The sequence below is a fragment of the Mesorhizobium sp. M7A.F.Ca.US.008.03.1.1 genome, assembly GCF_003997495.1.
In the GTDB taxonomy this organism is placed as follows: domain Bacteria; phylum Pseudomonadota; class Alphaproteobacteria; order Rhizobiales; family Rhizobiaceae; genus Mesorhizobium.
In genome coordinates this window covers 1-25,157 of sequence record NZ_RZRU01000026.1, presented here as the reverse complement: position 1 = coordinate 25,157, position 25,157 = coordinate 1, and the positions used below count along the sequence as shown (strand labels likewise).

Sequence of the window (25,157 nt, the reverse complement as noted above, 5' to 3'; positions counted from 1 at the left end):
TCAACGGCTTGATTCAGTATCTGAGCGTCAATGCACCCCGCAGGATCTCGAAGGTCGCCGGTATGCGTCCCGGCGACTCGCCGTCTATGTCGACCAGCGCGCCGTTCTTTTCGACATCGCCGAGCGGTTCGACCACCACTTTCCGGCCGCGCAGGATGGTGATGTCAGGGTGGTTGCGGTGCCGGCCGCCATAGAGCAGCCGTATATCCCAGATCAGCTTCAGCTTGCCGGCCGCGCGCAGGATGACGATGTCGAACTGCCCGTCGGTGAGTTCGGCGTCTGGCGCGATCATCATGCCGCCGCCGAAGAACTTTCCATTGGCCACCGCCACCAGCGCCATGCGCGCTTCGACGGGCGGGCCGTCGTCGACGGTGATCCTGACGTCCTGGAAGCGGTAGCGGATGAACTCGACCACGGTGCGCCACAGGAACAGTGCCTTGGCCGACATCCTGCCTTTGCGCTTGTCGGCATTGACGGCGCGGTCGGTGGCGCCGGAAAGCCCCAGACTGGCGATGTTGACGAAGTGCCGGCTGGCCAGCGCGCCGTGATCGTCGATGTAGCAGATGCGCCCGGCATCGACCTTGCGAGCCTTGGCCTCGGCGATCCGCTTCAGCGTCGCGTCCACCTCTTTCGGCAGGCCGAGCCCGCGCGCGAAATCGATGCCGGTGCCGCACGGCAAGAGGCCGAGCTCGGTGGTCCGGCCAGTCTCCTGGAATGCCTGCAGCAGGCCGTCCGCCACTTCGCTGGCAGTGCCGTCACCGCCGGCCGCAATCACCAGATCGAAACCGCTCGCGGCAAGATCGATCGCCAGCCTTTCGGCATCACCTTCGGCCTGCGTCTCGCGCAGCTCGAATTCGCCGAAGTGCTTCTTCAGCGACGCGGCGACATCAGGCCAATGCCGTTTCAGCCGGCCGCCACCGGCAATCGGATTGAGAACCACCCCGACTTTCAAATACCCGCCCTCCCCGGCGCCGGACATGCAGGTCCGATCCTTTGCCGGCATTGAAGCCCGTGCCCACCGGCGGAGCAAGGGGCGCTGTCGGCTCGTACGCATAAAAGCGGGCGGTCTGTCTAAAGCAGCCGGCGCTCGAATTCCCAGGTTTGGGGCAAACGATCCCCGATAATCCCGCTATCCACAGGCCTCAGGCCATTCCCCAGGACCCTTACCCGGCATAGGTTAAACCCATCTCAGGCGGCTACCGATCATCAAGCCGAAAGGCGAAGTGAAAGGCGGATTTCCTGAGGCCCGTACGGCCCGAAGCGAGAGCAGGCTTGCCTGTTTCGAGGGACGGAGCCGAGACCTACGGGGCCGCGGAAAGCGTGCCAACGCCGACGGCGGACCGATGCTGCCATGAAGGACGGCAAAAACCTTCGATGGTGCGCAGGGCAAAGCTCGCAAGGGTGGAGACCGGCGTGGTCCCGAACGGACGCTGCTCTCGGGCGGCGGACTGGCAGGACCGTCAAAATCAAGGCCGGCAAGGCGCGACGACTTTACGGAAGTTGCTGCCGCGAACGTGTCCTGATCTGACAGGGAGGCGCTGGGAGAAATCCCGGCGCCGACTGTCTTTTCTCCCCTCGATGCCCCTTGCCGGCGATCTTGCGAGCGCCGCTTCACCACGCGCTAAAATCGGTTAGTATCGCTGCGTCGTCAGAGTCTGTTTGCAAATGGGGTCGTAGAAGGGGGATACTTCATGACGCTCATCCAGAAGCTTGCCGTTGCCTATGCTTTCCTGTTTTTCAGCGTCGTCGCTATCGGCTATATACCGGCATTCAACGATGCCGACGGCAATCTGTTCGGCCTGTTCTCTCTGCAATGGTATGACGACCTGCTGCACGCCTTCTCCGGCGTCTGGGCACTGGCCGCCGCCTTCATTTCGCACCGCCAGGCGGTGTTCTATTTCAAGCTGTTCGGTTCGGTCTACCTGTTCGACGGCGTGCTCGGGCTGATCACCGGTTCCGGCTGCCTCGATGCCGGCATCTTCATCAACGGCTTCCGCTCTCTCAACGACATCGAATTCCCGGCTCGCTTCTTCGCCAACCTGCCGCACATCGTCATTGGCGGCTTCGCCGTCTATGTCGGCTTCTGGCTGGCGAAGCGCGCACAAGACCACTTCGCCACGGCCTGATCGGGCATGTTCCTGTTCCGCTGGCTGAAGCGCATCATCAAGACGATCCTCTGGCTGGTCGTCATCGTCATCCTCATCCCGATCGCCGGGCTGAGCTACGGCTTCCTGACGACCTCGTCACTCGACAAGGCGCCGTTGCCCGGCATTGCCGACGGCGCCCCGCCCAAGGCACTGGCCGACAAGGTCCGCGCCGAGATTCCAGGCTACCAGCGGCCGGAGGAATCGACCTTTCTCACCTATCCGGAATGGGCGATCGTCTACGCCGCGCGCGAATATGCCGGCTTCGTCGACAAGGACCAGCCGAGCGGCTTCCCCTACTGGTCCTATGTCGGCCGCTTCTGGCAGGACTACGCCATGGTGATCCGCGCCAGCTCTCCCTACAAGTTCAACTACGCCAACCACCAGATGCTGGTCATCATCGGCACCAGCCACTCGATCGAGCACATCCTGCAGTGGGCCTATGAGAACACGGTCGGCCGCATCACCGAGGCCGCCGCAGGCAAGCGCACCGCCGCCGACATCTATCAGGCCAAGGTGGCGGCGGACTATGCAGGGTTTCTCGACCAGGTGCCGTGGTATCAGTTCCCCTATGCCGAAAAGCGCGCCGGCCTGTTTGCGGTGCAGCCGGCGCCGGGCGACAGCTCGATCCGCACCAGCGAACGCAAGCTGGCGTTCGGCCTCGCCGACACCATCAAGCAGGGCTATGCCGACCTGATCAAAAAGGCCCTCGCCGCCACGATGGACCCTGCCTTGCTCGACATCCATGTCTGGGCCAAGGGGCCAGTCGGAGAAGCCACCCGCAACGAGCCCGACACGTTGCTCGAACGCGACATGGGCGCCGATGGGGCCATCTTCGTCACCAGGCGCTATCAGGTCTTCACCGAAATGATCCCGCGCCTGATCGACAAGGGCGTCTCTTTCGTCGAAATCGGCGGCAATGACGAAATCATGGCCACCGTGCTCTCCACCGACACGATCGCCGTCCCCGAAGGCATGCGCATCCTGTTCAGCTATCCGCTGCCGGCAGAGCCCGCGACGCGCCGCACCGGCATGGTCGTCGCCGTGCGCAAGCTGCACCTCGTCCTGCCGGCGCTGATCAAGTCAGGCGCCAGGCTCGAACACCTCTACGATTACTGAGGCCTTTCGGCCACGCCCGGCCAGGATTATGCATTTCGAGCGCTCCGCCACGCGCATTCCACAATCGCGGCCAAATCCCGCCTTGTTCGCGCGCGAAAGAATATTTGCACGTCGCCCAAAAGCATGCCCACGGGCTCGACCCGAGGGTGGAAACCGGTTTTGGGACAACGACATGCACCTGAATGGGCTGCCGGGGGGCATCTCGAAGGGACCAGACCGTGATCAAGACCGCCCTTGTCGCCATGACCATTGTCGGTTGCGACTGCGACGCCAAGCTTTGCGAATATATCGGCGAGACGCCGGCCAAATGGTCGACCGTCGCCGAGTGCGAAGCCGCGATGAAAAGCCAGATGCTGCACGAGCGCAATTTCAACTATCCGCTCGTCTCCGGCATTTGCCGCACGAAGGGTTCGTCGTCCTCCTCGCAACTGGCCGCGACCGCATCGCGCCCGGAATTGAAGCCCGTCAGCCGGGTCGTCAGAACCGAAAGCCCGCTGCCGCCGGAATTGAGCCACCGGCCGAGCGTCTCGGTCGGTTCGCCGACGACGGCCATGGAAGCCGATGCCGCCCGGCCCGTCGCCTATGAACAGGTGGTCGATGGCGGAACCGGTGTGCTTTATCGCACGAAAAACGGCTACGCCGTGGTCAAGACCGATCTTGGCCGCGCCGCCTCGGCGACCGCCGACGTTGCGAAGCGCTCCGTAAACTGGCTGGCCGGATTGATGCCAAAGGGGCTGTAGGCCCGCTGGCGTCTCGGTTTGACGACCGCGTGATCAGGCAGGCACATAGGTCAACCTGATCACGTCGTCGCCAATCAAATCGCTGGCCACAAAGCGAAGCGGCGGCCGGGGGCCGGCGAAGAATGGCTTGCCATGACCAAGCACGAACGGATGGAGGTAGAGCTGGTACGCATCGACAAGACCAAGGTCGGTCAGGCTTCGTGCCAGGTTTGGTCCAGAAACTGAAATCTCCCCGACGAGCTCAGCCTTCAACCCACCTATCACCGCCTCGACGTCGTCCCCGACAAGTGTGGCGTTGGGGCCGACCGACTTCAGCGAGCGCGACACAACCCATTTCGGTTGGCTCCGCCACGCCGCCGCGAATTCGTGTGCCTCCGCGCTCCACTCAGGACTGTCTTCGTCCCAATAACGCATGACCTCGTACATGCCGCGACCGTAAACACTGCCGCTCAAATTGCGCACTTGCTCTATCCAGTGACGAAAGATCGTCGGGCCTGATGGCATTCTCTGGTGGTCGACATAGCCGTCGAGTGACTGGTTCATTCTGAAAATGAGCTTCGCCATGCTGCAGGACCTCCAATTCAGGATCGTCTAAATAACTTGAGCCGCCGTTACGCAAAAGTGTGGAACCCAACCGAAATCCAAACCGGGACACGACCCTAGTCCCGCTGCAACTTGACTTTCAGGCTCTGCCAGAACTTGTCGATAAGCGGCTTTTCGGTCGCTGCATCCTCGCCGGCAACGCGGGTGATGAACAGCAGCCCCCGATCGGCCAGGCCGAAGCCGACGATCTCGAAATCGGCGGTGTCGGTGCGTGTCTTCACCTCGGCGCGGATGCCGGTCAATTCCTTGCCGTCGGCGAGTTTGCGCGTCGTCGGCTCCTGCGTCAGCTTGGCGCCGGCCTGCACCGATTCCTTGGTCATCTCCTGCAGCATCAACTGGTTGAGCGACACCGGATTCATCGTGCCATATTCCTGCACGACGACGATCGTGCCGAGAGCCGACGCCATCAGATACTGCGTGATATCATCGCCGAGATCGGTCTTGGTCACCGAAATGCTGCTGGGGTGAACGAAGGAAAAAACGCTGCCGGAAAAGGTAGCGAAGTCGTTGCGCTCGAGCGTCACCGTGCTCTGCTTGCCGCCGGGCAACGTCACGTCAGCGCTCTCGCCGGGATCGATATCGACCGTCACACCGTCGATGGTCAGCTTGAAGGCCTTGAGATCCTCGGCTCCCGCAGGACCAGCGCACAGCCCGATGAGGATGAGTGCCGCGGCTGATACCTTGCGCATGAAGTCTCCTAACGTCTACGCCACCCCGCTCAGCGCCTTGATGGCACGGTAGAAGGTCGAGGAAAACAGTTCCGTAGGGTCATACTGCCGCTTCGCCGCCAGGAAGGCCGGCAGTTCGGGATAGGAGGCCAGCAACTCCTTGGCCGTATAATGCAGCTGGTAAGGCAGGAAGAAGCGGCCGCCATGCTTGATCGTCACGTCGATCAGCGCCCGCGTCAGCGCCCGCATCCTGGCATTGCCGTCGGCATCGGTCGGCTGGTTGATGTAGAGCACCAGCGAATAGGCCGGCTCCGGCGCGTAGGTCAGCGCCACATCCTCCTTGTGGACGATGCGCACCGAGGCGTTGAGCACCGGCAGCGTCTGGTTGCGCAGGATCTCGCGCGCTTCCGCGATGAATTCGACATAGGCGGCACGTGGAATGAAATATTCGTGCAGGATGTCGGTCTCTTCCATCTGATCGTTGAAGAGATAGGGCACCGAATCGTGCATCGGGTTGTTGCGGGTGACGAGACAGGCCTCGCCCTCGGCCATGGCCGAGGTGCGCGCCACCGTGCAGCTTTCGAATTTCGGCTCCAGCGTCTTTTCGGTGAACCACTTCAGTTCCTGGAACAGGCTGCCCCATTTCGCCAGGTTGATGATCACCCGCTTCAATCCGACCGATCCCGGCTCACCAATCGCTGGCTGATCAGCCGGCGGCTGCTCCGCCACCTTGTCGTAACGGTAGACGATCATGTCTTCGAGGAAATTGCCCGGCGCCGTCGACAGATGGCCGTAGAACAGGCCGATATCCTTGTTCGGCTCCAGCACCTCGGCGAAGAACTTCGGAAAATCGTCCGATCTGATGATTTCGCGCGAGGTGCGGTAGACGGCGTTGTCGACGATATCGAGCGTCGCCTCCAGCACCACGCCGAACAGGCCGTAACCGCCGACAACGTGCCGGAACAGATCGGTGTTTTCGGTTGGCGAGCAGGTCGTCACCGAACCGTCGGCCAGCATCACCCGCATCGAGCGGATCGAGCCCGCCACCGAACCCGCCTGATGGTCCATACCGTGCGCGTTGACCGACAGCGAGCCGCCGACCGAGAAGATGTCGGTCGATTGCATCGCCTTCACCGCGAAGTGCGGATGCAGAAGGTTCTGGATGTCGTGCCAGCGCGCGCCCGGCTGCAAGGTCATGGTCTTCGCCGCCGCATCCACGGTGACCTTGTTGAACTTTCTGAGGTCGAGCACCAGCGCGTTGTCGTCGAAGGCATGCCCGCCCATCGAATGGCGAATGGCGGCCAGCGAGACTTTCACGCCATTTGCACGCGCGAAGGCCAGCGCATTGTCGATGTGCTCTTCCTCGCTGACCTCGACCACGCCGTAGACCGGCGTCTTCGACAGGCCGCTGGCATCGTTGATGTCGCCGCCTTTTGCCGACCAGGGCAGCGATGCATCGAAGGCCGGCGCATTGTCCAGCGGCTTCAACGGCAGCGCGATGCCGTCGATATCGGCAATCCGTCCGGCGTTCTTTGGTCCCAAGGGCCCGCGCGCCAGCCGCGCCACGGTGGTGCCGCCCCACAGCACCGCGCCGCCGACGACAGCCGCACCCAGCAGCAATCGCCGCGACAGGCGAAACCCTTTTCGTTCGTCGGCCATGAATATCCCCCGTTGGCCAAGGGATAGCGCGGCTTTTTGGCAAAAACCATAGCGATGCCGCCGGACAGCGTTCCGCCGGCCGGCTCTGGGGTCCAGCAGGGAGACCTTGTCCAGGTCGCCCGGCATCGAGAGGCGACGGATGAAAATGGCCGATCCCCGGAGGGACCGGCCATGAGTGGAACAGGGTTTGAAAAATCCGGTCGGCAGGCCTGCCGACGCTCGATGCTCTCGCCCTACGAAGCCTTCTTGATCGACGTCACGATGCCGGTCTTGTCATCGACCGTCACCGCCACCTTGGCGCCGACCTTCAGTTTCCCGACCGTCGCTTCCGGCGACAGCTGGTAGATCTTGCCGTCGTCGAGGGTGATCGACTTGGTCGTCGGGTCCACGGCCTGGATGGTGCCCTGAACGGTCGCGGCATAGGCCGTGCCGAGAAAGGCGAGCAGAGCGGCGGTGGTTGCGAGGGTCTTCTTCATTGGTAAGCACTCCGTGCTGTTTCACTTTTCCGGACCGCCGCCTTGGGAAACGACAGCACCGGACGGCCTGAAACTGGAACGGAAAGCTCTCCTCCGCAAATCACGTTGGGTGAATTTTCGCAAACAATATCATAGGCTTAATTCCGACATATTGCTTACTACCGACATCATTTCAAGCCGCTTCGGCTCCCACGAGCGCACTTCTGTCCGCCAAAAGAGTCGCTTAGCCGATTGTGACGGCGGCTTTGGATTGCCACGCGGCCGCTGCAATCCATCTCGGGCGGCATCACGAAACAGCCTACTGACCGATCGTCGATACAAGTTTTGTTTCATGAGTCAGAGGCGGACTATAGGAACGACAAATACGGCTTCGACGGCTGACGGCTCAGCCCGCCTCGTCCTTTGCCCCAACCTTGCGCACAAGTGCCGCCGTCGCCAACATCGCGCCCATGTCTGATATCATCGGCGCGACATGCCTGGTGTAGTCTAGCGGCACCGAAATATCCGGCAGCTCGAAGAAGTTCTTCGTCTGCGGCAACAGCAGGAACCCATCGCTGCCATTGAGCGCGACACGGGCCGGATCGTCCGGCCAGGTTTCGCCAAGCCATTTCAGTGCCTGCGCCAGCCGGCCGCTCACCAGTGGCTGTGCCGCTCCGAGATTGTCGGTGCGGAACTCGTAGGCGGCATCCAGCAACGCATCGCCGCTGGATAGCTCTTGCAGCTTGTTGGCGAACATGCCGCGAAAGAAGCTGATCACCGCGTTGGTCCGCCGCGTCGCCACCAATATGCCGGGAAACGGCGCGATGGTCTCGAAAGCGACGATGACGCCCTGGAAGGCGGTCGACGAGCCCTTGCCCGAGCCTTCCCGCAGATGCGCCTCGTACAGCTCGAACGGAAACCCTTCGTAGCGGCCTGCGACGATGTCGTCGAACGCCTGCCGGTTGAACGGACCAACCGCCGTGCGCGGCAACCGGTCGAAGGAATTCGGCGTCACGCCATGCTGGTAGCGCATGTCGGCGATGAAGCCGAATATGATCGGCAGCAGCGTCTCGCGGAACGATTGCTGCAGCCGCGTCGCCGGTTTCCTGGCTTGGAAATAGAGCAGGATCGACGCCGCGAAGCCGATCACATAGAGAAATACATGCGGCGTAGAGACCCATTGCTCGTTGGGGTCGGCAACCTTGTTGAACAGCCAGGCGACCAGCACCACGGCCACCAGCACCAGGCCGACGAACACCGGCACCCGCCAGCGCACCTGCCGGACCGCCGACGCTCTTGCCGCTTCATAGGCCTCGATGTCTTTCCGGATGCCGGCGATGACCGTTTCGCTCGGCATGAAATCCGCTGTTTCCACCGCTACCCCCCGCAACCTGCCTCTGCGGCAGCATGATAGTTGGTTTTGCAAGGGTCGCCAGACGTTTAAGCGGGGACCTCTTCATCGGTTGGTGGAGAAGGGAAGACCGCTTTCAGTCGCCCTTCGACCTTGTCTCGCATTCGGCCCTCCAATGCCTCCACCAACACCAGCCGCTCGTGGTTGCCGGCGCGCAGGCGCATGAAGGGATGCATCCGGTAAAACGAGATCGTGCCGCGCGTACCGGTATCGGCACTGACATCGACAATGAGGATAGAACCGATGCGGCCCGGCCATGGCTGGCGGGCAAAGGCGGTACCGAGGAAATCGCCGAGCCCATAGGCGACGATCGTCCCGTCGATCTTTTCCACCGGTTGAACGACATGGGCGTGATGGCCGGCGATCAGCCCGACGCCCTCCCCGGCCAGCCGCCTGGCCAGTGCTCGCGTCCCGTCGCGCGGAAAATGTCGGAACTCCCAGTCCCAATGCGGCACGGCGCAGAGAAGGTCCAAGCCAGGGCGCGGCCAGCCCGCCGGATCGCTGCCCATCGAAACGCGCCCGGCAAACAGTTTTTCATCGGCGTTGCGCCACAGCGTGAAGGCGGCGAAGCCGATATCAAGCGGTCCAACCTGGGCCGGCACCACAGGACCATCGGCGGCCAGGCCGATCATGCGGATGCCGAGCCGCAGCAGCGCCGCGATTGTCTCGTCGAAACCGGCGATGCCCTGATCCAGCATATGGTTGTTGGCCAGCGACAGCACGAGCTTTTCGCGCGCGATACCGACCGCCGCCAGCGCCTCGGCCAGAAACGGCTCGCTCATGGCATGATGCGTACCGAGCCTTGTGCCCAGCGCCGCGCTTGGTCTGTCCACAACAGGGCTTTCGCAATTGCCGATCACCAGATCGGCAGCGCCGAGCAGCGCCTTGATCGCCGGGGCGCAGTCCGGCGCGCTGCGGTTGGCCACTGCCGAGATGTCGCCGACAAAGGCAAGCCGCACTGTCCGCTTCGGCGGCGGATCCATCAGCGTTCCCGCCATCGGCGCAAAGTCTCGTGCGTCGCCGACGAGCGACGGCTTCAGGAAACGCGGCAGCCAGGACAGCTTGTAGGAAAACGGATAATTCGACACGCGATGCCCAATTGTTTGCCCTGTGTAGACCGTCCTCGGGGCGGGTTGAAGCGCGGCGCTGCAAATGGTGTATATTTGCTCTGTGCGACAAATATTGGGGGGAAGAGATGAGACGACTGGCAGGCCTGCTGACATCCGCTTTCATGCTGATTGTGCCGCTGTCATCCACTTCGGCGGCAATGCCGGAAGCGGCATCCGCTCTGTTCGAGGCTAAGACCGTGGCCGCGCGCGACAGCGCCCTGTCGACGCTGGAGGCCGCAGCGCCAAAAGACCCGGCATCAGCCTATGCCGCCGGCGCCGGCGAGTTCTTCACCGCATTGGAGATCCTGGCCAGCGGCCTGCACCGCCATGGCTTCGAGAGCCCGCAATCCTTCATGCTGCCGCTGATGCGGCTGCCGGTGCCTGACAATCCCAACCCCGAGCCGCTGACCTATGAGCAGTTCCGCGCCATCCTGGTCGGCTTCCGCGACCGGCTGGAAAAATCCGCCGCCACGTTTGCGTCGGTGCCGGCAGACGCCGATATCGGCATGGTCATCGACCTCACCCATACCGGCATCGACCTCAACGAGGACGGCACCATCGCGCCGGACGAGAGCATGGCGGCGATCATCGCCGCGTTGTCACGCGGCGGCATTACATCGGACGACGCCGTCCCCACGCTCACCTTCCGTTTCGACCGCGCTGACGGCTACTGGCTGCAGGGCTATGCCGAATTCCTGATGGCGCAGGCCGATTTCTGGCTGGCACATGATTTCAGGGGCACCTTCGACGGTTCCTTCCACATGCTGTTCCCGCGCGCCAAATTGCCGCTGCAGGATATTCTGGTGCCGCCGGCCGGCGAGATGGGCTCGAGCATCTTCTCCTCGGAATGGCGCATCGCCGATTTCATCTCGATGGTGCATCTCATCAACTGGCCGGTGGTCGAGCCGGAGCGCCGGCAAGCAGCGCGCCGCCACCTGCTGGAAATGATCCAGCTGTCACGCGAGGACTGGAAGGCGATCCGCGCCGAGACCGACAATGACCGCGAATGGCTGCCTGGACCGCAGCAGAAGGGCGAGAACCCGCTCACCGGCCTCGAAGTCGGCGAGGAGCAGGTCCAGGCTTGGCTCGCCGCCCTGACCATGGCCGAGGATCTCCTGGAAGGCCGCAAACTGCTGCCGCATTTCCGCATCACCGCCAGCACTGGCTTAGGCATCAACATGAAGCGCTTCTTCGATGACCCGAAAAACTTCGATCTCGTGCTGTCGATCACCGGCCCGGCCATCGCGCCCTACCTCGAAAGCGGCGAGCTCGCGACCAGCGACGAGTTCGACCAGATCCAGCGCCAGTTCGGCGGCGGCGGGTTTTTGACGTTTGCGCTTTGGTTCAATTGAGGGTGGGCTGTTTGAGACCGCCTTCCCCGAGAATCGCAGCACGGCAGGCAACAATTTTACCGGAAACGCGCGCCTTTTTAGGCAGTTCTGCCGGCAGCGGTTCGCTGAATATGCCGCGGGAAGGCGCCGCGTAGAAATTAGCAATGGCTGTTTTGCTTGACTCGGCCGTTAAAAACGGGCAGCAAAACGACGTCGGAAGGGCGACAACACCACTTTCCTGACCGTGAACGAAGCCTGATTTGGCCCAAATTCATGTCTCGTCGTTGGTTTTGAGAGGGATTGATTAACCAACTTTGTCCATATTTTGAAGCAATCGGCAACCAACTACAGACGCGGCAAACGCGTCGGGGACCACCTGGGATCACTCACAGAATGGTCGTCGCGGCTTTCAAGGCCACGTACGGGGAAACCGATTGAAGCGAGATTGGTTGCATGGCGTTGTTGAGTACACAAAAAAAAATCCGGGAACTGCGTGAGGGCGGCGAGTTGGTCGATGCTCGGCGTTCCTCTTCCTTCAATGCTGGCCGGGTGATCCGCTGGGTCGCGCTGCCCTGCGCCAGCACCGCCATCGGCCTTTGGCTGATCGGCACCATGGTCGGCCTCAGTTCCGTCGGCGCCTCGCTGTCGGCGACTTCGGTTGGCCTGCCCCAGACGCTGTCCGTGCCGGGATCGCTCGCACTTACCGATCCGCTGAAACAGCACTTCTTGAAAGCACCCTTCGTGCTGGCCAATGCCAATGGCGGCGCTCAGGCCCTGCATGATCATTCGGTGCAGTGCGGTGCCAGCTGTTTCAAGCTGGCCAGGGTAAGCTCGCAGGCGGAAAAATCCGAGCGCCTTGTAGCGCAGGTAAAGCCGATGCCTGCCCCTGTGAAGTCGAAGGCGCAGGAGCGCTTCGAACGCATGGAAGCGTCGCTTTCGCCGATGAAGCTGGCCGCAGCCTTTGCCGACGCCGGAAAGCCTGCCGCCAGTGCCAACACTCACCCGATGATCCCCACCGTCGCACCGCGAATTGCCGAGGCGTCGCTGGTGCCATCCGTCCAGGTCATGGCCAGCCTGTCAGATGACATGCCGGCGCCGGCGGCCGAACGTTTCGCCCGGCTGGATACCGGCTCGGCGGCCGTGCAGACCGCACCGCAGCCGATGGGTTTTGCCCAATCCGATACGCCAGACAATTCGCAGTTGGCGCTTGCTCTGGTGCAGTCGCTGCCGGCCGACGACGAGGCGTTCGCCTCACCGCTGCCGATCGAGGAATCGTCAGCCGATGTCGCGGTTTCACCCGTCGAAACCCAGCAGGATCAACCCGGCGATACCGCCTCGCTGCCGGACGCGCTGACCGACGACGTGCCGTTGCCGACCCGCCGCCCGCAATTCGACGCGCCGCAGCCCAAAATCGTCCAGCAGGAGCCTAAGTCCGTTCAGCAGCCCAAATCCGTTCAGCAGCCGAAGCCGGCGCGCGAGACGGTCCAGCAGGCCCAGCCGGCAAAACCGACGCGGCAAGGCCGGCCGGCCGATGGCGGTGACGTTTTGGCCTATGCCAAGCCCGACACGCCTTCGGGCGGCCTTGGCAAGGCGTTCAGGAACCTGTTCAACTCGCCAGGCGCCAGGAGCGGCGCCGGCAATGGCGTCGCCGTGTACGACATCAGCAGCGCGACCGTCTACATGCCTGACGGCTCGAGGCTCGAGGCGCATTCAGGCGTTGGCGCCATGGCTGACCAGCCGCGTTATGCCGACCAGAAGAATCGCGGACCGACACCGCCCAACACTTATAATCTGTCGCTGCGCGAGTCGCGCTTTCACGGTGTGGAGGCCTTGCGCCTGACACCGGTCGATGGCCGCAACAAATACAATCGCGACGGCTTTCTGGCCCATACCTACCTGCTTCGGGGCCGCTACGCCCAGTCGAGCGGCTGCGTCGCCTTCAAGGACTATGCGCGTTTCCTCGCCGCCTTCAAGAAGGGCAAGATCAAACGCCTCGTCGTGGTGCCGCGCCTGAACGGGTCGGCGACGCAGGTCGCATCAGCCGCCAGGGGCGTGTAGCGACAAGAGGCCTTCGGGCGTACCTTCCCGCCTGCTCCTGACAGCCTGCTGTCAGGAGCAGCGCTGTCCGGCACGCCTCTCCCCACCGCGCTCTTTCCATTTTGGCCAGGAAATCCCATATTCGGGACATGGCCAAATCTCCCGATCAGAAAACGCCGCCGACGGCGAATGACGACCGCGCCGCGCCGAAGCGGCGCAGCCCGCTGACCGATTTCCTGGACGCTTCGGAGCCGCTGCACAAAGGCGGCTTCGCCGAGATGCCCCAGCCGGAGCTCTCTGGCACGCCGCTGACCGGTTCGATCGCGGATTGGGCCGAGCAGATCGAGCAGGAAGCCGAAAACGAAGGACGTCTTGTCGGCAAGGGCGACGGTGGCAAATCGCCGAAGCCGTCGAAGAAGATACCCGAGCGCTCAAGCTCGCCGGGCCGCAGTTCGCGCGGCACCTCGATGGGTGGCGCGGCGTCAGCCAGGGAGCGCACCGCCGCCGGCCTCAATCCGGTCGCCGGCCTCGACATCTCGCTGGAAGACGCCGAGACCATGGCTTCGGGCAGCGTCACCGCGACGGTGGCGGCACTGTCGGCGCTGATCGAATCCGGCAATCCGCTGCACAAGGACGGCGTGCTGTGGACACCGCACCGCCCTGCCCGCCCCGAAAAATCCGAAGGCGGCATTGCCATCAAGATGGTGTCGGATTTCGAGCCGGCCGGCGATCAGCCGACCGCCATCAAGGATCTGGTCGAAGGCGTCGACAACAACGACCGCACCCAGGTGCTGCTCGGCGTCACCGGCTCCGGAAAAACCTTTACCATGGCCAAGGTGATCGAGGAGACGCAGCGCCCTGCCTTGATCCTGGCGCCGAACAAGACGCTTGCCGCGCAGCTCTATTCCGAGTTCAAGAAATTCTTTCCGGAAAACGCTGTCGAGTATTTCGTCTCCTATTACGACTATTACCAGCCGGAAGCCTACGTCCCGCGCACCGACACCTTCATCGAGAAGGAATCCTCGATCAACGAGCAGATCGACCGCATGCGCCACTCGGCGACGCGTTCGCTGCTCGAGCGCGACGACGTCATCATCGTCGCCTCGGTGTCCTGCATCTACGGCATCGGCTCGGTCGAAACCTACACGGCGATGACTTTTCAGATGCAGATCGGCGACCGGCTCGACCAGCGCGCGCTGCTCGCCGATCTCGTCGCCCAGCAGTACAAGCGGCAGGACATCAACTTCGTCCGCGGCTCGTTTCGCGTGCGCGGCGACACGATCGAGATCTTCCCCGCCCACCTGGAAGACCGCGCCTGGCGCATTTCGATGTTCGGCGACGAGATCGAGCAGATCACCGAGTTCGATCCGCTGACCGGCCAGAAGACCGGCGAGCTGAAAAGCGTCAAGATCTACGCCAATTCGCACTATGTGACGCCGCGACCGACGCTGAACCAGGCGATCAAGTCGATCAAGGAAGAGCTCAAGCACCGGCTGGTCGAACTCGAACGCGCCGGCCGCCTGCTTGAAGCGCAGCGGCTGGAACAGCGCTGCCGCTTCGACCTCGAAATGCTGGAGGCCACCGGCTCCTGCGCCGGCATCGAGAACTATTCGCGTTATCTCACCGGCCGCCAGCCGGGTGATCCGCCACCGACGCTGTTTGAGTACATTCCCGACAACGCGCTGGTGTTCATCGACGAAAGCCATGTCACCGTGCCGCAGATCGGCGGCATGTATCGAGGCGACTTTCGCCGCAAGGCGACGCTGGCCGAATACGGCTTCCGTCTGCCGTCCTGCATGGACAACCGGCCGTTGCGCTTCGAAGAATGGGATGCCATGCGTCCGCTTTCGGTCGCGGTCTCGGCGACCCCTGGCGCCTGGGAGATGGAACAGGCCGGCGGCGTCTTCGCCGAGCAGGTCATCCGTCCGACCGGCCTGATCGACCCGCCGGTCGAAGTGCGGCCGGCCAAGAACCAGGTCGACGATGTCGTCGGCGAGATCCGCGACACCACCAAGGCCGGCTACCGCACGCTGGTCACGGTGTTGACCAAACGTATGGCCGAGGACCTGACCGAGTATCTGCACGAGCAAGGCATCCGGGTCCGCTACATGCACTCCGACATCGACACGCTGGAGCGCATCGAGATCCTCCGCGATTTGCGCCTCGGCGCCTTCGACGTGCTGGTCGGGATCAATCTTCTGCGCGAAGGCCTCGACATTCCCGAATGCGGCTTCGTCGCCATTCTCGATGCTGACAAGGAAGGTTTTCTGCGCTCGGAAACCTCGCTGATCCAGACCATCGGCCGCGCCGCCAGAAACGTCGACGGCAAGGTCATCCTCTATGCCGACCAGGTGACCGGCTCGATGGAACGGGCGATGACCGAAACCAACCGCCGCCGCGAAAAGCAGGTGGAGTGGAACGAGGCCAACGGCATCACCCCGGAATCGGTCAAGTCGCGCATCTCCGACATTCTGGATTCGGTCTACGAGAAGGACCACGTCCGCGCCGACATCTCGCAGTTCACCGACAGTGCCGGCGCCATGATGGGCAACAACCTCAAGGCCCATCTCGACGCGATGGAAAAGCAGATGCGCGATGCCGCGGCCAATCTCGACTTCGAGAAGGCGGCCCGCATCCGCGACGAGATCAAGCGCCTGCGTGAGATGGAACTGTCCATCTCCGAAGACCCGCTGGCCAAATACGCCGACATGGAAAGCCCGGCCTCCGGCCGCGAAAAGGGCAAGCACAACAAGGGCGTGGCCAAACATCGTACATCAGAGGAACAGGAGCGTTTTCGCAAGCTCGACGCAGCCCGTGCCGCCGAAGAGGCGGCCAGGGCTGCCCGGCCCAACCTCTTCCGCAAGCCTGATCTTGACGAGATGGGCGCCGATGGCACTGTCCCGGTGAAAAAGCCGCTGTTTTCGAAACCCTCGATTGACGATATGGGCCCAGGCACCGACATGCCGACGCCGGCCGGCGCGGTGTCGCGCTCGCTGTTCAAGAAACAGTCGGCCGAAGAGGCACATGGCTCCGATTTCGGCATTCCCGGCGAGCCGGTCAAGCCGCTGTTCAAGAAGAACTCGCTTGATGAGATGACCGTGCGGCGGACCGAAAAGCCGGTCGAGGGCGACAAGCCGGTCAAGCGCGAGCGTGCCGGTATTGGTTCCTACGAGGATCCGAGCGATGCGCGTCGCGAAAAGCGGCGGCCTGGCAAGACGGGACGGCCCGGGAAGTAGAGCGTTCCCTTCTCCCCTTGTGGGAGAAGGGAGGTACTCCACTGTCAGCGCTCCACTTGCCATCTCCCCAGCCTTTGGTGTAACCACTCCGCACACTCAACGTCTTGTCTTGAAAGGAGGGCTCACGTGTTTACGTTTTTTCGTCACCATCGTCAGCGTGGCCCGATTTCTGCCCTGCGAGCTAGCTTGCAGGGCTGACCAGGGACGGTCCGGGTTTTCCCGCTTCGATTTTTTTGGTCTGCCCTTCGTGGTGCACATCGCCGAGCCTGATGGCCAGCACGCGCACCGTCAAAGTGCACCCGGAGTTGTCTCCGGCAAGACCAGAGAAATCAAAAATGGCCCTGATCAGCCTCAAATCCCTCGGCGTCACCATGAGTGCGCCGCTGTTTGCCAATCTCGACCTCACCATCGGCACCGGCGACCGGCTCGGCATTGTCGCCGCCAATGGCCGCGGCAAGTCGACCTTGCTGAAATGCCTGACCGGCGAGATGGAACCGACCTCCGGTGACATCACCCGCACGCGCGGCCTGCGCGTCGGTCACGTCGAACAATCCGTCGCCCCGGCCCTTCTCAGCCATACGTTCCACCAGGTGGTGGCTGATGCCTTGCCGGCCGAGCAGGCCGACAGCGAGATGTGGCGCGTCGATGTGGTTCTCGATTCACTCGACGTGCCGGGGCCGATGCGCGAGCGGCAAATGCAGGCGCTGAGCGGCGGCTGGCAGCGGCTGGCGCTGATCGCCCGCGTCTGGGTCACCGATCCGGACGTGCTGCTGCTCGACGAGCCGACCAACCATCTCGACCTTGCCCGCATCAGCCAGCTCGAAACCTGGCTGAACACGCTGCCGCGCGAGGTGCCCGTCGTCATCGCCAGCCACGACCGCGCCTTCCTCGACGCCACCACCAACCGGACGCTGTTCCTGCGCCCGGAGCAGTCGCCGGTGTTTGCGCTCCCCTACTCCCGCGCCAGGCAGGCGCTCGACGACGTCGATGCTTCGACGGAGCGCAAGTTCCAGCGCGACATGAAGGTGGCGCAGCAATTGCGCCGGCAGGCGGCCAAGCTCAACAACATCGGCATCAATTCAGGCAGCGATCTGCTGACGGTCAAGACCAAGCAACTCACCCAGCGGGCCGAAAAACTGGAGGAAGCGGCGAACCCGGCGCATCGCGAGAAGTCGGCGGGAGCCATAAAACTGGCCAACCGCGGCACCCACGCCAAGGTGCTGATCACGCTCGACGACGCGGCTGTCGAAACGCCCGACGGCACGCTGCTGTTTCGAACCGGCAAGCGCCATATCCGCCAGGGCGACCGCATCGTCCTGCTCGGCCGCAACGGCGTCGGCAAGTCGCGCTTCGTCACCCTGATCCGCAATGCCATCATCGAACCGGACACGGTGCAGAATGTGAAGGTGACGCCTTCGACCGTGCTCGGCTACAGCGACCAGGCGCTGTCGGGCATCAGCGGCAATGACACGCCGTTGGCGCTGATCTCACGCCGTTACGATGTCAGCGAGCAGCGCGCCCGCTCGCTGCTCGCTGGCGCCGGTGTGGTCATCGAGATGCAGGAGAAGAAGATCGGCGTGCTGTCCGGCGGCCAGAAGGCGCGGCTGATGATGCTGGCGCTCCGGCTCGCCAATCCCAACTTCTATCTGCTGGACGAGCCGACCAACCATCTCGACATCGACGGTCAGGAAGCGCTGGAAGCGGAACTGCTGGCGCATCAGGCAAGCTGCGTTCTCGCCTCGCACGATCGCTCCTTCATCCGCGCCATCGGCAACCGCTTCTGGCTGATAGAGAAGCGGAAGCTCACCGAAGTCGAAGGCCCGGAGGATTTCTTCCGCTCGGTGGCCGAGGAGGCTGGCTAAGCAAGAATGCTGTGCCTATAAGGCTCCGGCCTGTCGAGGGCAGGCCGGAGTTTCGTATCATTTTATGAGACGTCTTCTTGACTTCCGAAACGTATCATACGATGGTACGCTAGTCGGATCGGCAGATGATACGCTCGTTCAAAGACAAGACCAGCGAAGCCGTTTCGAACGGCAAGGCTCCGAAGGGCTTCCCATCTGACCTTGTCCGCCCAGCTCAACGGAAGCTGTTCATGATCGACAACGCCGCCGAACTGTCGGATCTGAAGACACCTCCCGGCAACAGGCTTGAGCCGCTGAAAGGCAACCGTGTCGGTCAGCATTCGATCCGCATCAACGATCAATTCCGCGTCTGCTTTCGGTGGGTGGAAGGGCAAGCGGAGGATGTTGAAATCACCGACTATCATTGAAGAGGTTCAAAATGCTGAACATCAAACCACCGATTCATCCCGGAGAAATCCTCCGCGAGGAGTATCTCGTTCCGCTCAATCTAAAGCCTTACACACTGGCCAAAAAGCTGCATGTGCCGCGCACACGCATCGAGCGCCTCGCCAGCGAGACGACACCGGTGACGCCCGACACAGCACTACGCCTTGCGAAATTTTTCGGAACCACGCCGCAGTTCTGGATGAACATGCAGGCGAGCTACGACCTTGCCGTGGAGGGAGAGGCCAAGAAAGCCGACCTTGAAACGATCGGGCGATTGGAAACCGCTGCTTGATACAAGCTGCTCCACAGCAGTCCGCATCGAGCCGCCTGTAGTGGCTGCGACAAAATTTTCAGCGGTCTGTCGGATCGGCTGAATCTGCCACGTCCTTGGGATGCCGACACGATGATGCCGGCTTCAACCGAGGACAAAGCATCATGTTCACCCTGTCATCCATAGGCCGCATAACCACCCGCTACATGCAAGCTCGCGCCCGCCATCGCAGCGAACGCGCTCTGCTTTCGCTGCCGATCGAATTGCGCAAGGACATCGGCTGGCCGGAAATCGTGACCGACGCGCAAAATGGCCCACGGATCCGCAGGGCTCCCTGACCCATGCAGCCGGGGTACCAGGCCATCAATGCCGGCCGCCACCTGGCGACCGCCAGTCAGTCACGTGTATCGCCTGAAAGCGGCGTCGCCTGCATCGATACGCGTTTTTCGAAAGCCTCGAACCAGCGCGTCAGCCGCGCCCGTGAGCGAAAAGGCGGAAGGTGACGAAACGCCATCCAGGACAGCGTGGTGGCCAAGGCAATGTGGCCGATATGGAGCGGCGCCTCGTCGTCCAGCGTGCTTTCGATCCAGTCGTAGGTCGCCTCGATCTTTTCCCGGCATCCGTCGGCGAGAGCACTGAAACGCAGCTGTTCGGGTCTCCTTTCTGCCTCCCAGCGCAAGGCTATGCCTGTCTGCGCCAGGCCCTGGGCGACCGCCTGCAGCCGCAATGCCTGCCAGCGCGCCTCGCCGTCCTGCGGCAGCAGCTTGCGACCGTCATGCAGCGTGTCGAGATAGGCGCAGATGACATCGGAATCGAAGATCGGCGACGCGTCGGGCCGCACCAGCACCGGCACTTTGCCAAGCGGATTTTCGGCGTAGACGCGAGCATTGCGCAAGGTCGGACTGGTCTCGTGATGAATGACCTCCAGCCGATCGGCAATGCCAACCTCATGGGCGAAGACGAGCGCCTTGCGCGCGAAGGGCGAATGGGTCTGATAGTAGAGGATCATTGTCGTCCCGGAGTTGAAGAGGCGTTCGGGTGATCCATCTCTTCTAGCCTGCGAGCAGCGAGAATTGCGCTCTGATTGGGGGCGGCCGACGCAAGTTCGTTTCGCGCCTCGTTCAGCTGCCGGCCGCGTGGCCTATCCAGCGCCGGTGGGCCAAAAAAATCTCCTCGGCCATGTAGGATGGCCGTCACCTCATCCGTCCTATGGCTCGCAAGGCCAAACGCAAAGAGGAACAACAAATGACTGATCAGACCCCCGTTCAGCCCGCGGCCAAAGTGCTCGGCGGATTGACCCCCTATCTGCAGCTGGATGGCGCCTTCAAGGCTGCCGAATTCTACAAGAAGGCCTTTGGTGCCGAGCAGGTCTTTGCCTATCCGGCGGACGAAAAAGGCCGCACCATGCACATCCACCTCCACATCAACGGCTCGACGCTGATGCTCTCCGATTTCTATCCCGAAAACGGCATGCCCGCCGTCAAGCCGCAGGGCTACACCATGCAGCTTCACCTCGGCAGCGACGACATCGATGCCTGGTGGAAGCGCGCCGTCGATGCCGGCTGCGAAGTCGCCGTGCCGCTCCAAATCATGTTCTGGGGTGACCAGTGGGGCAATATGCGCGACCCGTTCGGCGTCGAGTGGGCGATGAACGCGCCGGTGAAGAAAGCCTGATCTGCCGCCAATGGCCCAAGCCCCTCACCTGTTGGCGCCGGTGAGGTCCTTTGAACTTCAGGAGGAAACCCGAAATGTCCTATGTCGATGGCTTCGTGCTTGCCGTTCCCAAGGCAAATCTCGATGATTACAAGAGGCTGGCCAACCTCGCAGGCCCTATATGGATGGAACACGGCGCGCTCGCCTATGTCGAATGTATCGGCGACGACGTGCCTTATGGCGAGGTCACTTCGTTCCCGCGCGCGGTGCAGGCCAAGGACGACGAGATCGTCGTCTTCTCCTGGGCCGTCTACGAATCGCGTGAGAGCCGCGATGCCGTCATGGCCAAGGTGATGGCCGACCCGCGCTTGACGCCCGATTGGGGGGCCATGCCGTTCGATATGAAGCGCATGATCTTCGGCGGCTTTAAGCCATTCATGGAGCTTTGAGCAGCCGGTAGCAGATTAGCAGAAGCCTCTCAGCTTCGTCATCCTAGGGCGAAGCTCCGTCGCAAAGACCCTAGGATGACGACGCGGGTGCTTAGGCCAATCTCTGAGGCCACGATCAGCTAGATAGCGTTGCGCTAATCCAGCCTGTCCAGCAGCGGCTTGAGCCGGTCTCCATAGCGCTTCCAGAGATCGACCGACCCCTGATACATCGGCTGGCGCACCTGTGCGGCCGACGCCGTGCGCACTGGCCGGTCGGTCTCGTGGAACGATAGAGCCGCGTCGTCCCAGGGCAGGCCGAGATGGGCGATCAGGGCCCGCGTCTGACCTTCCTGGTCGGCGACAAAATCCTCGTAGCGTACATCGTGCACGACGCCCGGCAGCACCGTGTGCCAATGCTTCATGATGTCGGTGTAGAGATTGTGGAAGTCGGCGAGCTCGCCGAGATCGTAGCCATAGCGATGGCTGTCACCGCGGAAATGCACCTTGTAGATCGACAGGCAGGTGGCCGCCGCATCGCGCGCGCAGTGGATGATCCTGGCCTTCGGCATCATCATGTGGATGAAGCCGACAAGCAGGAAGTTGCCCGGCATTTTGTCGGTGACGTGGCGCATGTTCGGATAGCGGGCATGCAGCATGTCGAGATAGGCTTGGCCTGCCTCGGCAAAATCCGAATCGCTCGTATCCGATACGCCCCATGGGAAGCCACCCGGCATGGTCGCCGGGAACTGCCTGCCGACCGCCTTCTTCAAGATGCTGAGCTCGCCTGCGCCATAGACCTGCGGATGGCTGGCAATGATCTGCTCGACCAGCGTCGTGCCCGAACGCGGCATGCCGACGACGAAGATCGGCGTGTCGTCGCTGATCGAGCTGGGCCTGTGCTTCTCGAAGAAGCCGGCATCGAAGGTGGCCTTCATTGCCTCGAACTCGGCCCGCGTCCTGGCCTGGTCGTAGTCGATGCCTTTGCGGCGGATCGCATTGCCTTCGGCGAAATAGTCGAAAGCCCGGCCATAATCCCTGAGATCGTCATTCGCCTTGCCGAGTCCGAAGGACAGCTGCATGCGTGCCAGGCTATCCTGCGGCGCCTTGGCATGCTGGGCTTCCATGCCCCCAAGCTCGCTGTCGCGCTCCTTCTGGCGCTTGACCTGCGTCAGCATCAGCCAGGCTGTGGCCATGGCGGGGTTGATCGCCAACGCCTGCCGGAACAGGTCGGCCGCCTCGTCGAGCTTGCCCTTTTCCATCAACCCGACGCCGAGCCCGTGCAACAGGTCGGCATCCTTGGGCCGGATCGTCAGCGCTTCGCGGAAGGCAGCCAGCGCCTCATCCAGCCGCCCGGCTTCCTGCAGGGTTTCGGCAAGCCCAATACGGGCGCGCACATGAAATGGATTGCGTGCAACCGTGCCGCGATAAATCTCTTCGGCCTCTTCGAACTGACCGACCTGTTTCAGCGATGAGCCGAGATTGTCGCGCGCCGCGAGCTGGTCCGGCCGCAGATCCACCGCGCCGCGAAAGAAATCGATGGCCGCAGCAGGGCGGCCGAGGTCGCGCATCACCGTACCGAAATTGTTGAGGAAATCGGGATTCGTCGGCTGCAGGCTCACCGACAGTTCGATGAGATCCAGCCCTTCTTCGCTGCGCCCGGTCTGGTGCAGCAGCAGTCCCAGGAAATGCGCCGCGGCCGCGTGCCTGGGCTGACGCGCCAGCACCTGCCGGTAGATCGTCTCAGCCTCTTGCCGGCGCCCGGCCTGATGCAATTGCAACGCCTGCTGCACATACTGGTCGAGGCCCAGCGGCGGCTGTCCGCCCGCGCCAGACCTGGCTCCCGCACCCGCCGCTCGTCTCTGATCTCTGTTGATGGGAAACCTGCCGTGTTTTATCCGCCTGTGGCGATCTAGGCCATCGGGGCCGCAGGTTCAAGGCTTCGCTTGCTGTCTCGTCCTTTCGTCGGTGCGGAAAGATCAAATCAGGCGATTGGTCTCGGCAACGTGCCTGGCACGCCGGACCGTTCCATCGGTGTCGGCGATCCTTCGCTTTACCGCCTCGTCACTCCTGACGGTCAGCCGGGGCGACTGGATATCGGTCGGCTTTGCCATTAGCGGTTTTGCGATCGGGTTGACCGTTACGGGGGTTCCTGTTGGCGTCATTACGGAAATCACGAGATCTTATTCTTGAATTTAAAATAAAATTTAAGATACTGGGAGAATTGTTCCCGCAAAGTTTCAAACAATTTTCTGAATTGTATGGATTTGTATCATCATCTTTCTAATAATTACAGCGCGCAATTTTTTGAGTGCGGTCCAATTTTATTTTAAAACGCCTTGATTAAATTGCGACAAAGGCCTATCTGTACAAGATCGCTTTGGGCCAGAATTGGCATCTTGCGGCGTCAGAGGTTCTCGACCCGCCACAATGGCCAGAAGGGCTTCGGCTTCATTCAGCCGACCGATGGCGGCAAGGACGTTTTCGTCCATGTCAGCGCACTGGAGCGCGCCGGCTTCCCCAGCCTCGCCGAAGGCCAGAAGCTGCAGTTCGAGTTGGAGCGTGACACCAAGGGCCGCGAGTCGGCCGCCAATTTGCAATTGATCTGATCCGGCCGAATTCGATGAACGCTGACCACGGATGTACTGGCACCTCTCGAAAGCGGCTTATTTCCAGCGACTGCCGGAAATAGGAAAGCGGGGCTCGTCCCCGCTTTTTTGTTTTCAGGACCGCTGCTTTGCACAGGTAGGACAATGCCGGACCGCACCACCCACTCCATCGCGCATTTCGCGGCACCTTTCGTGCTCGGCGGACTGGAAGGGCAGCTGCCGGCCGGCGACTACGACATCGACCACGACGAAGAACTGATCGAGGGCATGTCGCGGCTTGCCTGGCGCCGCGTCGCCACTTTCATCCATCTGCCGGCAAGGGCAGCGAAAAACCCGCCCACCAGCCAGCTTGTCGCCATCGATCACCTCGAACTCGAAACAGCGCTGAAGCGCGACAGGGAGAATGCAGCATGATCCGTTTCCAGCAGAATGCGCGCCCGCGCACCGACACGCCCGCGCATCAGTTTGCGATCGGTCAGACCGTGCGCATGAAGAGCCGCACCGGCCTCGTCCAGAAGACCGCCGAACTGTTCCAGATCAAGAGCAGGCTGCCGGTCAAGGATGGTTCGCCGCAATACCGCATCCGCAGTGAGCAGGAGACCTATGAGCGGGTCACCACCGAAGACAATCTCGAACCGGCAGATCCGGTTGTTACCGACAACCCGGTTGTTGCCAGCAACCCGCTCATCTGAGCCCCACCGCCAAGCCAACACTAAAGCAGGAGCACGACATGTCCAAAGGTCAACAGCGAAGCAATCGCGAGACGCGCAAGCCGAAGAAGGACAAGGTCGTGGCCAAGCCCGCCTCCCCGTTCGGCTCGTCGGTCAAGCAGGCGGAGAGCAGCCTGAAGCCGAAGTCGAAGGGCTGACAAACTGGAGGGCGCCTCGTGCGCCCTCTCGGTCGTCCCTGTATGAGGCGGCGAATTGACAGAACAGGCCCGCGCAATGCTCTGCCACGGAGGCGCGCTTGAATTTCGTCATCGAGTTCTACCGGTCGCGCGACACCGACGAAGCCACGCTCGACAAGGTGTCGCTGGAAGCGCCGAATTTGCGCGCCGCGCTGCAGGGTACCACGGCACTGTTCCACACGCTGGCCATGCCGCAAATCCCGATCGCCTGCGCATTTGTGACGACACCGGCAGCGAGCTTTACGCCGGCCCGGCCGACGGGGCGTATCCGGCACCATGACCGGCAGCGCGAGCTTCAATCCTCACGCGCTGCCTTTGCCGATCTGATCATGTCCTGCGGATATCGCTCTGCCCCTCAGCACGGCCCGTCGCCAACGACGCGATAGTCCGCGGCGCGGGCTTCGCAGGAATTGGGGAAGGTGCGCATCTCGCCATGCCGACGAGCGCACACCGGCGCATATTCGCGGGTGCAGAACGTCTGCTCTTCACCGC

The 25,157-nt window shown here is 62.4% G+C and carries 26 protein-coding genes and 1 pseudogene; 17 read left to right on the top strand and 10 right to left on the bottom strand.

Features of this window, described 5'->3' with window-relative positions; all coding sequences use genetic code 11:
- Window positions 1-13: 13 nt before the first annotated feature.
- Window positions 14-952 carry a diacylglycerol kinase family protein gene (locus EOA16_RS27355; RefSeq protein WP_127260984.1) on the bottom strand — a complete coding sequence of 313 codons (939 nt, stop codon included), beginning with the start codon at window positions 950-952 and terminating at the stop codon, window positions 14-16.
- 739 nt (window positions 953-1,691) lie between these two features.
- Here EOA16_RS27355 and EOA16_RS27350 point away from each other — a divergent pair.
- The 3 genes from EOA16_RS27350 (at window position 1,692) to EOA16_RS27340 (ending at window position 4,003) form a co-directional block, all read left to right on the top strand.
- Window positions 1,692-2,126, top strand: a complete 435-nt coding sequence (locus tag EOA16_RS27350) for a hypothetical protein (RefSeq protein WP_127260916.1) — start codon at window positions 1,692-1,694, stop codon at window positions 2,124-2,126.
- A gap of 6 nt (window positions 2,127-2,132) precedes the next feature.
- Window positions 2,133-3,263: a hypothetical protein gene (locus EOA16_RS27345; protein WP_127260915.1), complete on the top strand. Its 1,131-nt coding sequence runs from the start codon at window positions 2,133-2,135 to the stop codon at window positions 3,261-3,263.
- A gap of 218 nt (window positions 3,264-3,481) precedes the next feature.
- A complete protein-coding gene (locus tag EOA16_RS27340) occupies window positions 3,482-4,003 on the top strand; it encodes a hypothetical protein (protein ID WP_127260914.1) in 522 nt (173 codons plus the stop codon).
- 33 nt (window positions 4,004-4,036) lie between these two features.
- On the opposite strand, the gene EOA16_RS27335 is transcribed toward EOA16_RS27340, so the two are convergent.
- The 6 genes from EOA16_RS27335 to EOA16_RS27310 form a co-directional block, all read right to left on the bottom strand.
- A complete protein-coding gene (locus EOA16_RS27335; RefSeq protein ID WP_127260913.1) occupies window positions 4,037-4,567 on the bottom strand; it encodes a dihydrofolate reductase family protein in 531 nt (176 codons plus the stop codon).
- A 95-nt stretch (window positions 4,568-4,662) separates the two neighbouring features.
- On the bottom strand, window positions 4,663-5,295 hold the full coding sequence (locus EOA16_RS27330) for a hypothetical protein (RefSeq protein WP_127260912.1): 633 nt from the start codon (window positions 5,293-5,295) through the stop codon (window positions 4,663-4,665).
- Between the two features lie 15 nt (window positions 5,296-5,310).
- The gene (locus EOA16_RS27325) at window positions 5,311-6,933 is read right to left on the bottom strand and encodes an FAD-binding oxidoreductase (protein WP_127260911.1); all 1,623 of its coding nucleotides are present in this window, start codon (window positions 6,931-6,933) and stop codon (window positions 5,311-5,313) included.
- 233 nt (window positions 6,934-7,166) lie between these two features.
- Window positions 7,167-7,409, bottom strand: a complete 243-nt coding sequence (locus tag EOA16_RS27320) for a DUF1344 domain-containing protein (RefSeq protein WP_127260910.1) — start codon at window positions 7,407-7,409, stop codon at window positions 7,167-7,169.
- A 385-nt stretch (window positions 7,410-7,794) separates the two neighbouring features.
- Entirely contained in the window at window positions 7,795-8,745 is a 951-nt protein-coding gene (locus EOA16_RS27315; RefSeq protein ID WP_245456038.1) for a hypothetical protein, read from the bottom strand.
- 83 nt (window positions 8,746-8,828) lie between these two features.
- On the bottom strand, window positions 8,829-9,887 hold the full coding sequence (locus EOA16_RS27310) for a CapA family protein (protein WP_127260908.1): 1,059 nt from the start codon (window positions 9,885-9,887) through the stop codon (window positions 8,829-8,831).
- A 107-nt stretch (window positions 9,888-9,994) separates the two neighbouring features.
- Here EOA16_RS27310 and EOA16_RS27305 point away from each other — a divergent pair, with 107 nt between their 5' ends.
- The 7 genes from EOA16_RS27305 to EOA16_RS32770 all read left to right on the top strand — a co-directional run bounded on the left by EOA16_RS27305 (window position 9,995) and on the right by EOA16_RS32770 (window position 19,409).
- Window positions 9,995-11,260: a hypothetical protein gene (locus tag EOA16_RS27305; protein ID WP_127260907.1), complete on the top strand. Its 1,266-nt coding sequence runs from the start codon at window positions 9,995-9,997 to the stop codon at window positions 11,258-11,260.
- A 432-nt stretch (window positions 11,261-11,692) separates the two neighbouring features.
- A complete protein-coding gene (locus EOA16_RS27300) occupies window positions 11,693-13,297 on the top strand; it encodes a tlde1 domain-containing protein (RefSeq protein WP_127260906.1) in 1,605 nt (534 codons plus the stop codon).
- A 128-nt stretch (window positions 13,298-13,425) separates the two neighbouring features.
- Entirely contained in the window at window positions 13,426-16,512 is a 3,087-nt protein-coding gene (uvrB, locus tag EOA16_RS27295; RefSeq protein ID WP_127260905.1) for an excinuclease ABC subunit UvrB, read from the top strand.
- Window positions 16,513-16,847: 335 nt separating this feature from the next.
- A complete protein-coding gene (locus EOA16_RS27290) occupies window positions 16,848-18,374 on the top strand; it encodes an ABC-F family ATP-binding cassette domain-containing protein (RefSeq protein WP_127260904.1) in 1,527 nt (508 codons plus the stop codon).
- A 125-nt stretch (window positions 18,375-18,499) separates the two neighbouring features.
- Window positions 18,500-18,781 (top strand): type II toxin-antitoxin system RelE/ParE family toxin, encoded by a 282-nt coding sequence (locus EOA16_RS27285; RefSeq protein WP_127260903.1) that lies wholly within the window; start codon window positions 18,500-18,502, stop codon window positions 18,779-18,781.
- An 11-nt stretch (window positions 18,782-18,792) separates the two neighbouring features.
- Complete coding sequence (locus EOA16_RS27280; RefSeq protein ID WP_127260902.1) at window positions 18,793-19,092, top strand: HigA family addiction module antitoxin; 300 nt, start codon at window positions 18,793-18,795, stop codon at window positions 19,090-19,092.
- Between the two features lie 143 nt (window positions 19,093-19,235).
- Window positions 19,236-19,409: a hypothetical protein gene (locus EOA16_RS32770; RefSeq protein WP_164754406.1), complete on the top strand. Its 174-nt coding sequence runs from the start codon at window positions 19,236-19,238 to the stop codon at window positions 19,407-19,409.
- A 56-nt stretch (window positions 19,410-19,465) separates the two neighbouring features.
- On the opposite strand, the gene EOA16_RS27275 is transcribed toward EOA16_RS32770, so the two are convergent.
- Window positions 19,466-20,080 carry a glutathione S-transferase gene (locus EOA16_RS27275; protein WP_127260901.1) on the bottom strand — a complete coding sequence of 205 codons (615 nt, stop codon included), beginning with the start codon at window positions 20,078-20,080 and terminating at the stop codon, window positions 19,466-19,468.
- A 236-nt stretch (window positions 20,081-20,316) separates the two neighbouring features.
- Between EOA16_RS27275 and EOA16_RS27270 the strand changes: the two genes are divergently transcribed.
- Window positions 20,317-20,745 carry a glyoxalase/bleomycin resistance/extradiol dioxygenase family protein gene (locus EOA16_RS27270; RefSeq protein WP_127260900.1) on the top strand — a complete coding sequence of 143 codons (429 nt, stop codon included), beginning with the start codon at window positions 20,317-20,319 and terminating at the stop codon, window positions 20,743-20,745.
- A 74-nt stretch (window positions 20,746-20,819) separates the two neighbouring features.
- Window positions 20,820-21,173: a DUF1428 domain-containing protein gene (locus EOA16_RS27265; protein ID WP_127260899.1), complete on the top strand. Its 354-nt coding sequence runs from the start codon at window positions 20,820-20,822 to the stop codon at window positions 21,171-21,173.
- Between the two features lie 134 nt (window positions 21,174-21,307).
- On the opposite strand, the gene EOA16_RS27260 is transcribed toward EOA16_RS27265, so the two are convergent.
- Window positions 21,308-22,924: a sulfotransferase gene (locus EOA16_RS27260; RefSeq protein ID WP_245456037.1), complete on the bottom strand. Its 1,617-nt coding sequence runs from the start codon at window positions 22,922-22,924 to the stop codon at window positions 21,308-21,310.
- Between the two features lie 624 nt (window positions 22,925-23,548).
- Here EOA16_RS27260 and EOA16_RS27250 point away from each other — a divergent pair.
- The 5 genes from EOA16_RS27250 to EOA16_RS27235 all read left to right on the top strand — a co-directional run bounded on the left by EOA16_RS27250 (window position 23,549) and on the right by EOA16_RS27235 (window position 25,051).
- Window positions 23,549-23,758 carry a cold-shock protein gene (locus EOA16_RS27250; RefSeq protein ID WP_127260896.1) on the top strand — a complete coding sequence of 70 codons (210 nt, stop codon included), beginning with the start codon at window positions 23,549-23,551 and terminating at the stop codon, window positions 23,756-23,758.
- A gap of 144 nt (window positions 23,759-23,902) precedes the next feature.
- Window positions 23,903-24,172 carry a hypothetical protein gene (locus EOA16_RS27245; RefSeq protein WP_127260895.1) on the top strand — a complete coding sequence of 90 codons (270 nt, stop codon included), beginning with the start codon at window positions 23,903-23,905 and terminating at the stop codon, window positions 24,170-24,172.
- Window positions 24,169-24,450 carry a hypothetical protein gene (locus EOA16_RS27240; RefSeq protein ID WP_127260894.1) on the top strand — a complete coding sequence of 94 codons (282 nt, stop codon included), beginning with the start codon at window positions 24,169-24,171 and terminating at the stop codon, window positions 24,448-24,450. The genes EOA16_RS27245 and EOA16_RS27240 overlap by 4 nt, the downstream gene beginning before the upstream one ends.
- Before the next feature lie 38 nt (window positions 24,451-24,488).
- On the top strand, window positions 24,489-24,626 hold the full coding sequence (locus EOA16_RS32765) for a hypothetical protein (RefSeq protein WP_164482279.1): 138 nt from the start codon (window positions 24,489-24,491) through the stop codon (window positions 24,624-24,626).
- A 98-nt stretch (window positions 24,627-24,724) separates the two neighbouring features.
- Window positions 24,725-25,051, top strand: a complete 327-nt coding sequence (locus EOA16_RS27235) for a hypothetical protein (RefSeq protein ID WP_245456036.1) — start codon at window positions 24,725-24,727, stop codon at window positions 25,049-25,051.
- Here EOA16_RS27235 and EOA16_RS33380 read toward each other — a convergent pair.
- Window positions 25,021-25,157, bottom strand: a pseudogene (locus EOA16_RS33380) (peptidase); the annotation flags it as partial. The gene EOA16_RS27235 and the pseudogene EOA16_RS33380 overlap by 31 nt on opposite strands.

Excerpts from the sequence above, each read along its gene's own strand:
- uvrB (WP_127260905.1), top strand. The coding sequence starts at position 13,426 with ATGGCCAAATCTCCCGATCAGAAAACGCCGCCGACGGCGAATGACGAC.
- EOA16_RS27275 (WP_127260901.1), bottom strand. The coding sequence starts at position 20,080 with ATGATCCTCTACTATCAGACCCATTCGCCCTTCGCGCGCAAGGCGCTC.
- EOA16_RS27350 (WP_127260916.1), top strand. The coding sequence starts at position 1,692 with ATGACGCTCATCCAGAAGCTTGCCGTTGCCTATGCTTTCCTGTTTTTC.
- EOA16_RS27270 (WP_127260900.1), top strand. The coding sequence starts at position 20,317 with ATGACTGATCAGACCCCCGTTCAGCCCGCGGCCAAAGTGCTCGGCGGA.
- EOA16_RS27300 (WP_127260906.1), top strand. The coding sequence starts at position 11,693 with ATGGCGTTGTTGAGTACACAAAAAAAAATCCGGGAACTGCGTGAGGGC.
- EOA16_RS32765 (WP_164482279.1), top strand. The coding sequence starts at position 24,489 with ATGTCCAAAGGTCAACAGCGAAGCAATCGCGAGACGCGCAAGCCGAAG.
- EOA16_RS27335 (WP_127260913.1), bottom strand. The coding sequence starts at position 4,567 with ATGGCGAAGCTCATTTTCAGAATGAACCAGTCACTCGACGGCTATGTC.
- EOA16_RS27240 (WP_127260894.1), top strand. The coding sequence starts at position 24,169 with ATGATCCGTTTCCAGCAGAATGCGCGCCCGCGCACCGACACGCCCGCG.
- EOA16_RS27245 (WP_127260895.1), top strand. The coding sequence starts at position 23,903 with ATGCCGGACCGCACCACCCACTCCATCGCGCATTTCGCGGCACCTTTC.
- EOA16_RS27290 (WP_127260904.1), top strand. The coding sequence starts at position 16,848 with ATGGCCCTGATCAGCCTCAAATCCCTCGGCGTCACCATGAGTGCGCCG.
- EOA16_RS27320 (WP_127260910.1), bottom strand. The coding sequence starts at position 7,409 with ATGAAGAAGACCCTCGCAACCACCGCCGCTCTGCTCGCCTTTCTCGGC.
- EOA16_RS27265 (WP_127260899.1), top strand. The coding sequence starts at position 20,820 with ATGTCCTATGTCGATGGCTTCGTGCTTGCCGTTCCCAAGGCAAATCTC.
- EOA16_RS27325 (WP_127260911.1), bottom strand. The coding sequence starts at position 6,933 with ATGGCCGACGAACGAAAAGGGTTTCGCCTGTCGCGGCGATTGCTGCTG.
- EOA16_RS27285 (WP_127260903.1), top strand. The coding sequence starts at position 18,500 with ATGATACGCTCGTTCAAAGACAAGACCAGCGAAGCCGTTTCGAACGGC.
- EOA16_RS27305 (WP_127260907.1), top strand. The coding sequence starts at position 9,995 with ATGAGACGACTGGCAGGCCTGCTGACATCCGCTTTCATGCTGATTGTG.
- EOA16_RS27315 (WP_245456038.1), bottom strand. The coding sequence starts at position 8,745 with ATGCCGAGCGAAACGGTCATCGCCGGCATCCGGAAAGACATCGAGGCC.
- EOA16_RS32770 (WP_164754406.1), top strand. The coding sequence starts at position 19,236 with ATGTTCACCCTGTCATCCATAGGCCGCATAACCACCCGCTACATGCAA.
- EOA16_RS27345 (WP_127260915.1), top strand. The coding sequence starts at position 2,133 with ATGTTCCTGTTCCGCTGGCTGAAGCGCATCATCAAGACGATCCTCTGG.
- EOA16_RS27330 (WP_127260912.1), bottom strand. The coding sequence starts at position 5,295 with ATGCGCAAGGTATCAGCCGCGGCACTCATCCTCATCGGGCTGTGCGCT.
- EOA16_RS27280 (WP_127260902.1), top strand. The coding sequence starts at position 18,793 with ATGCTGAACATCAAACCACCGATTCATCCCGGAGAAATCCTCCGCGAG.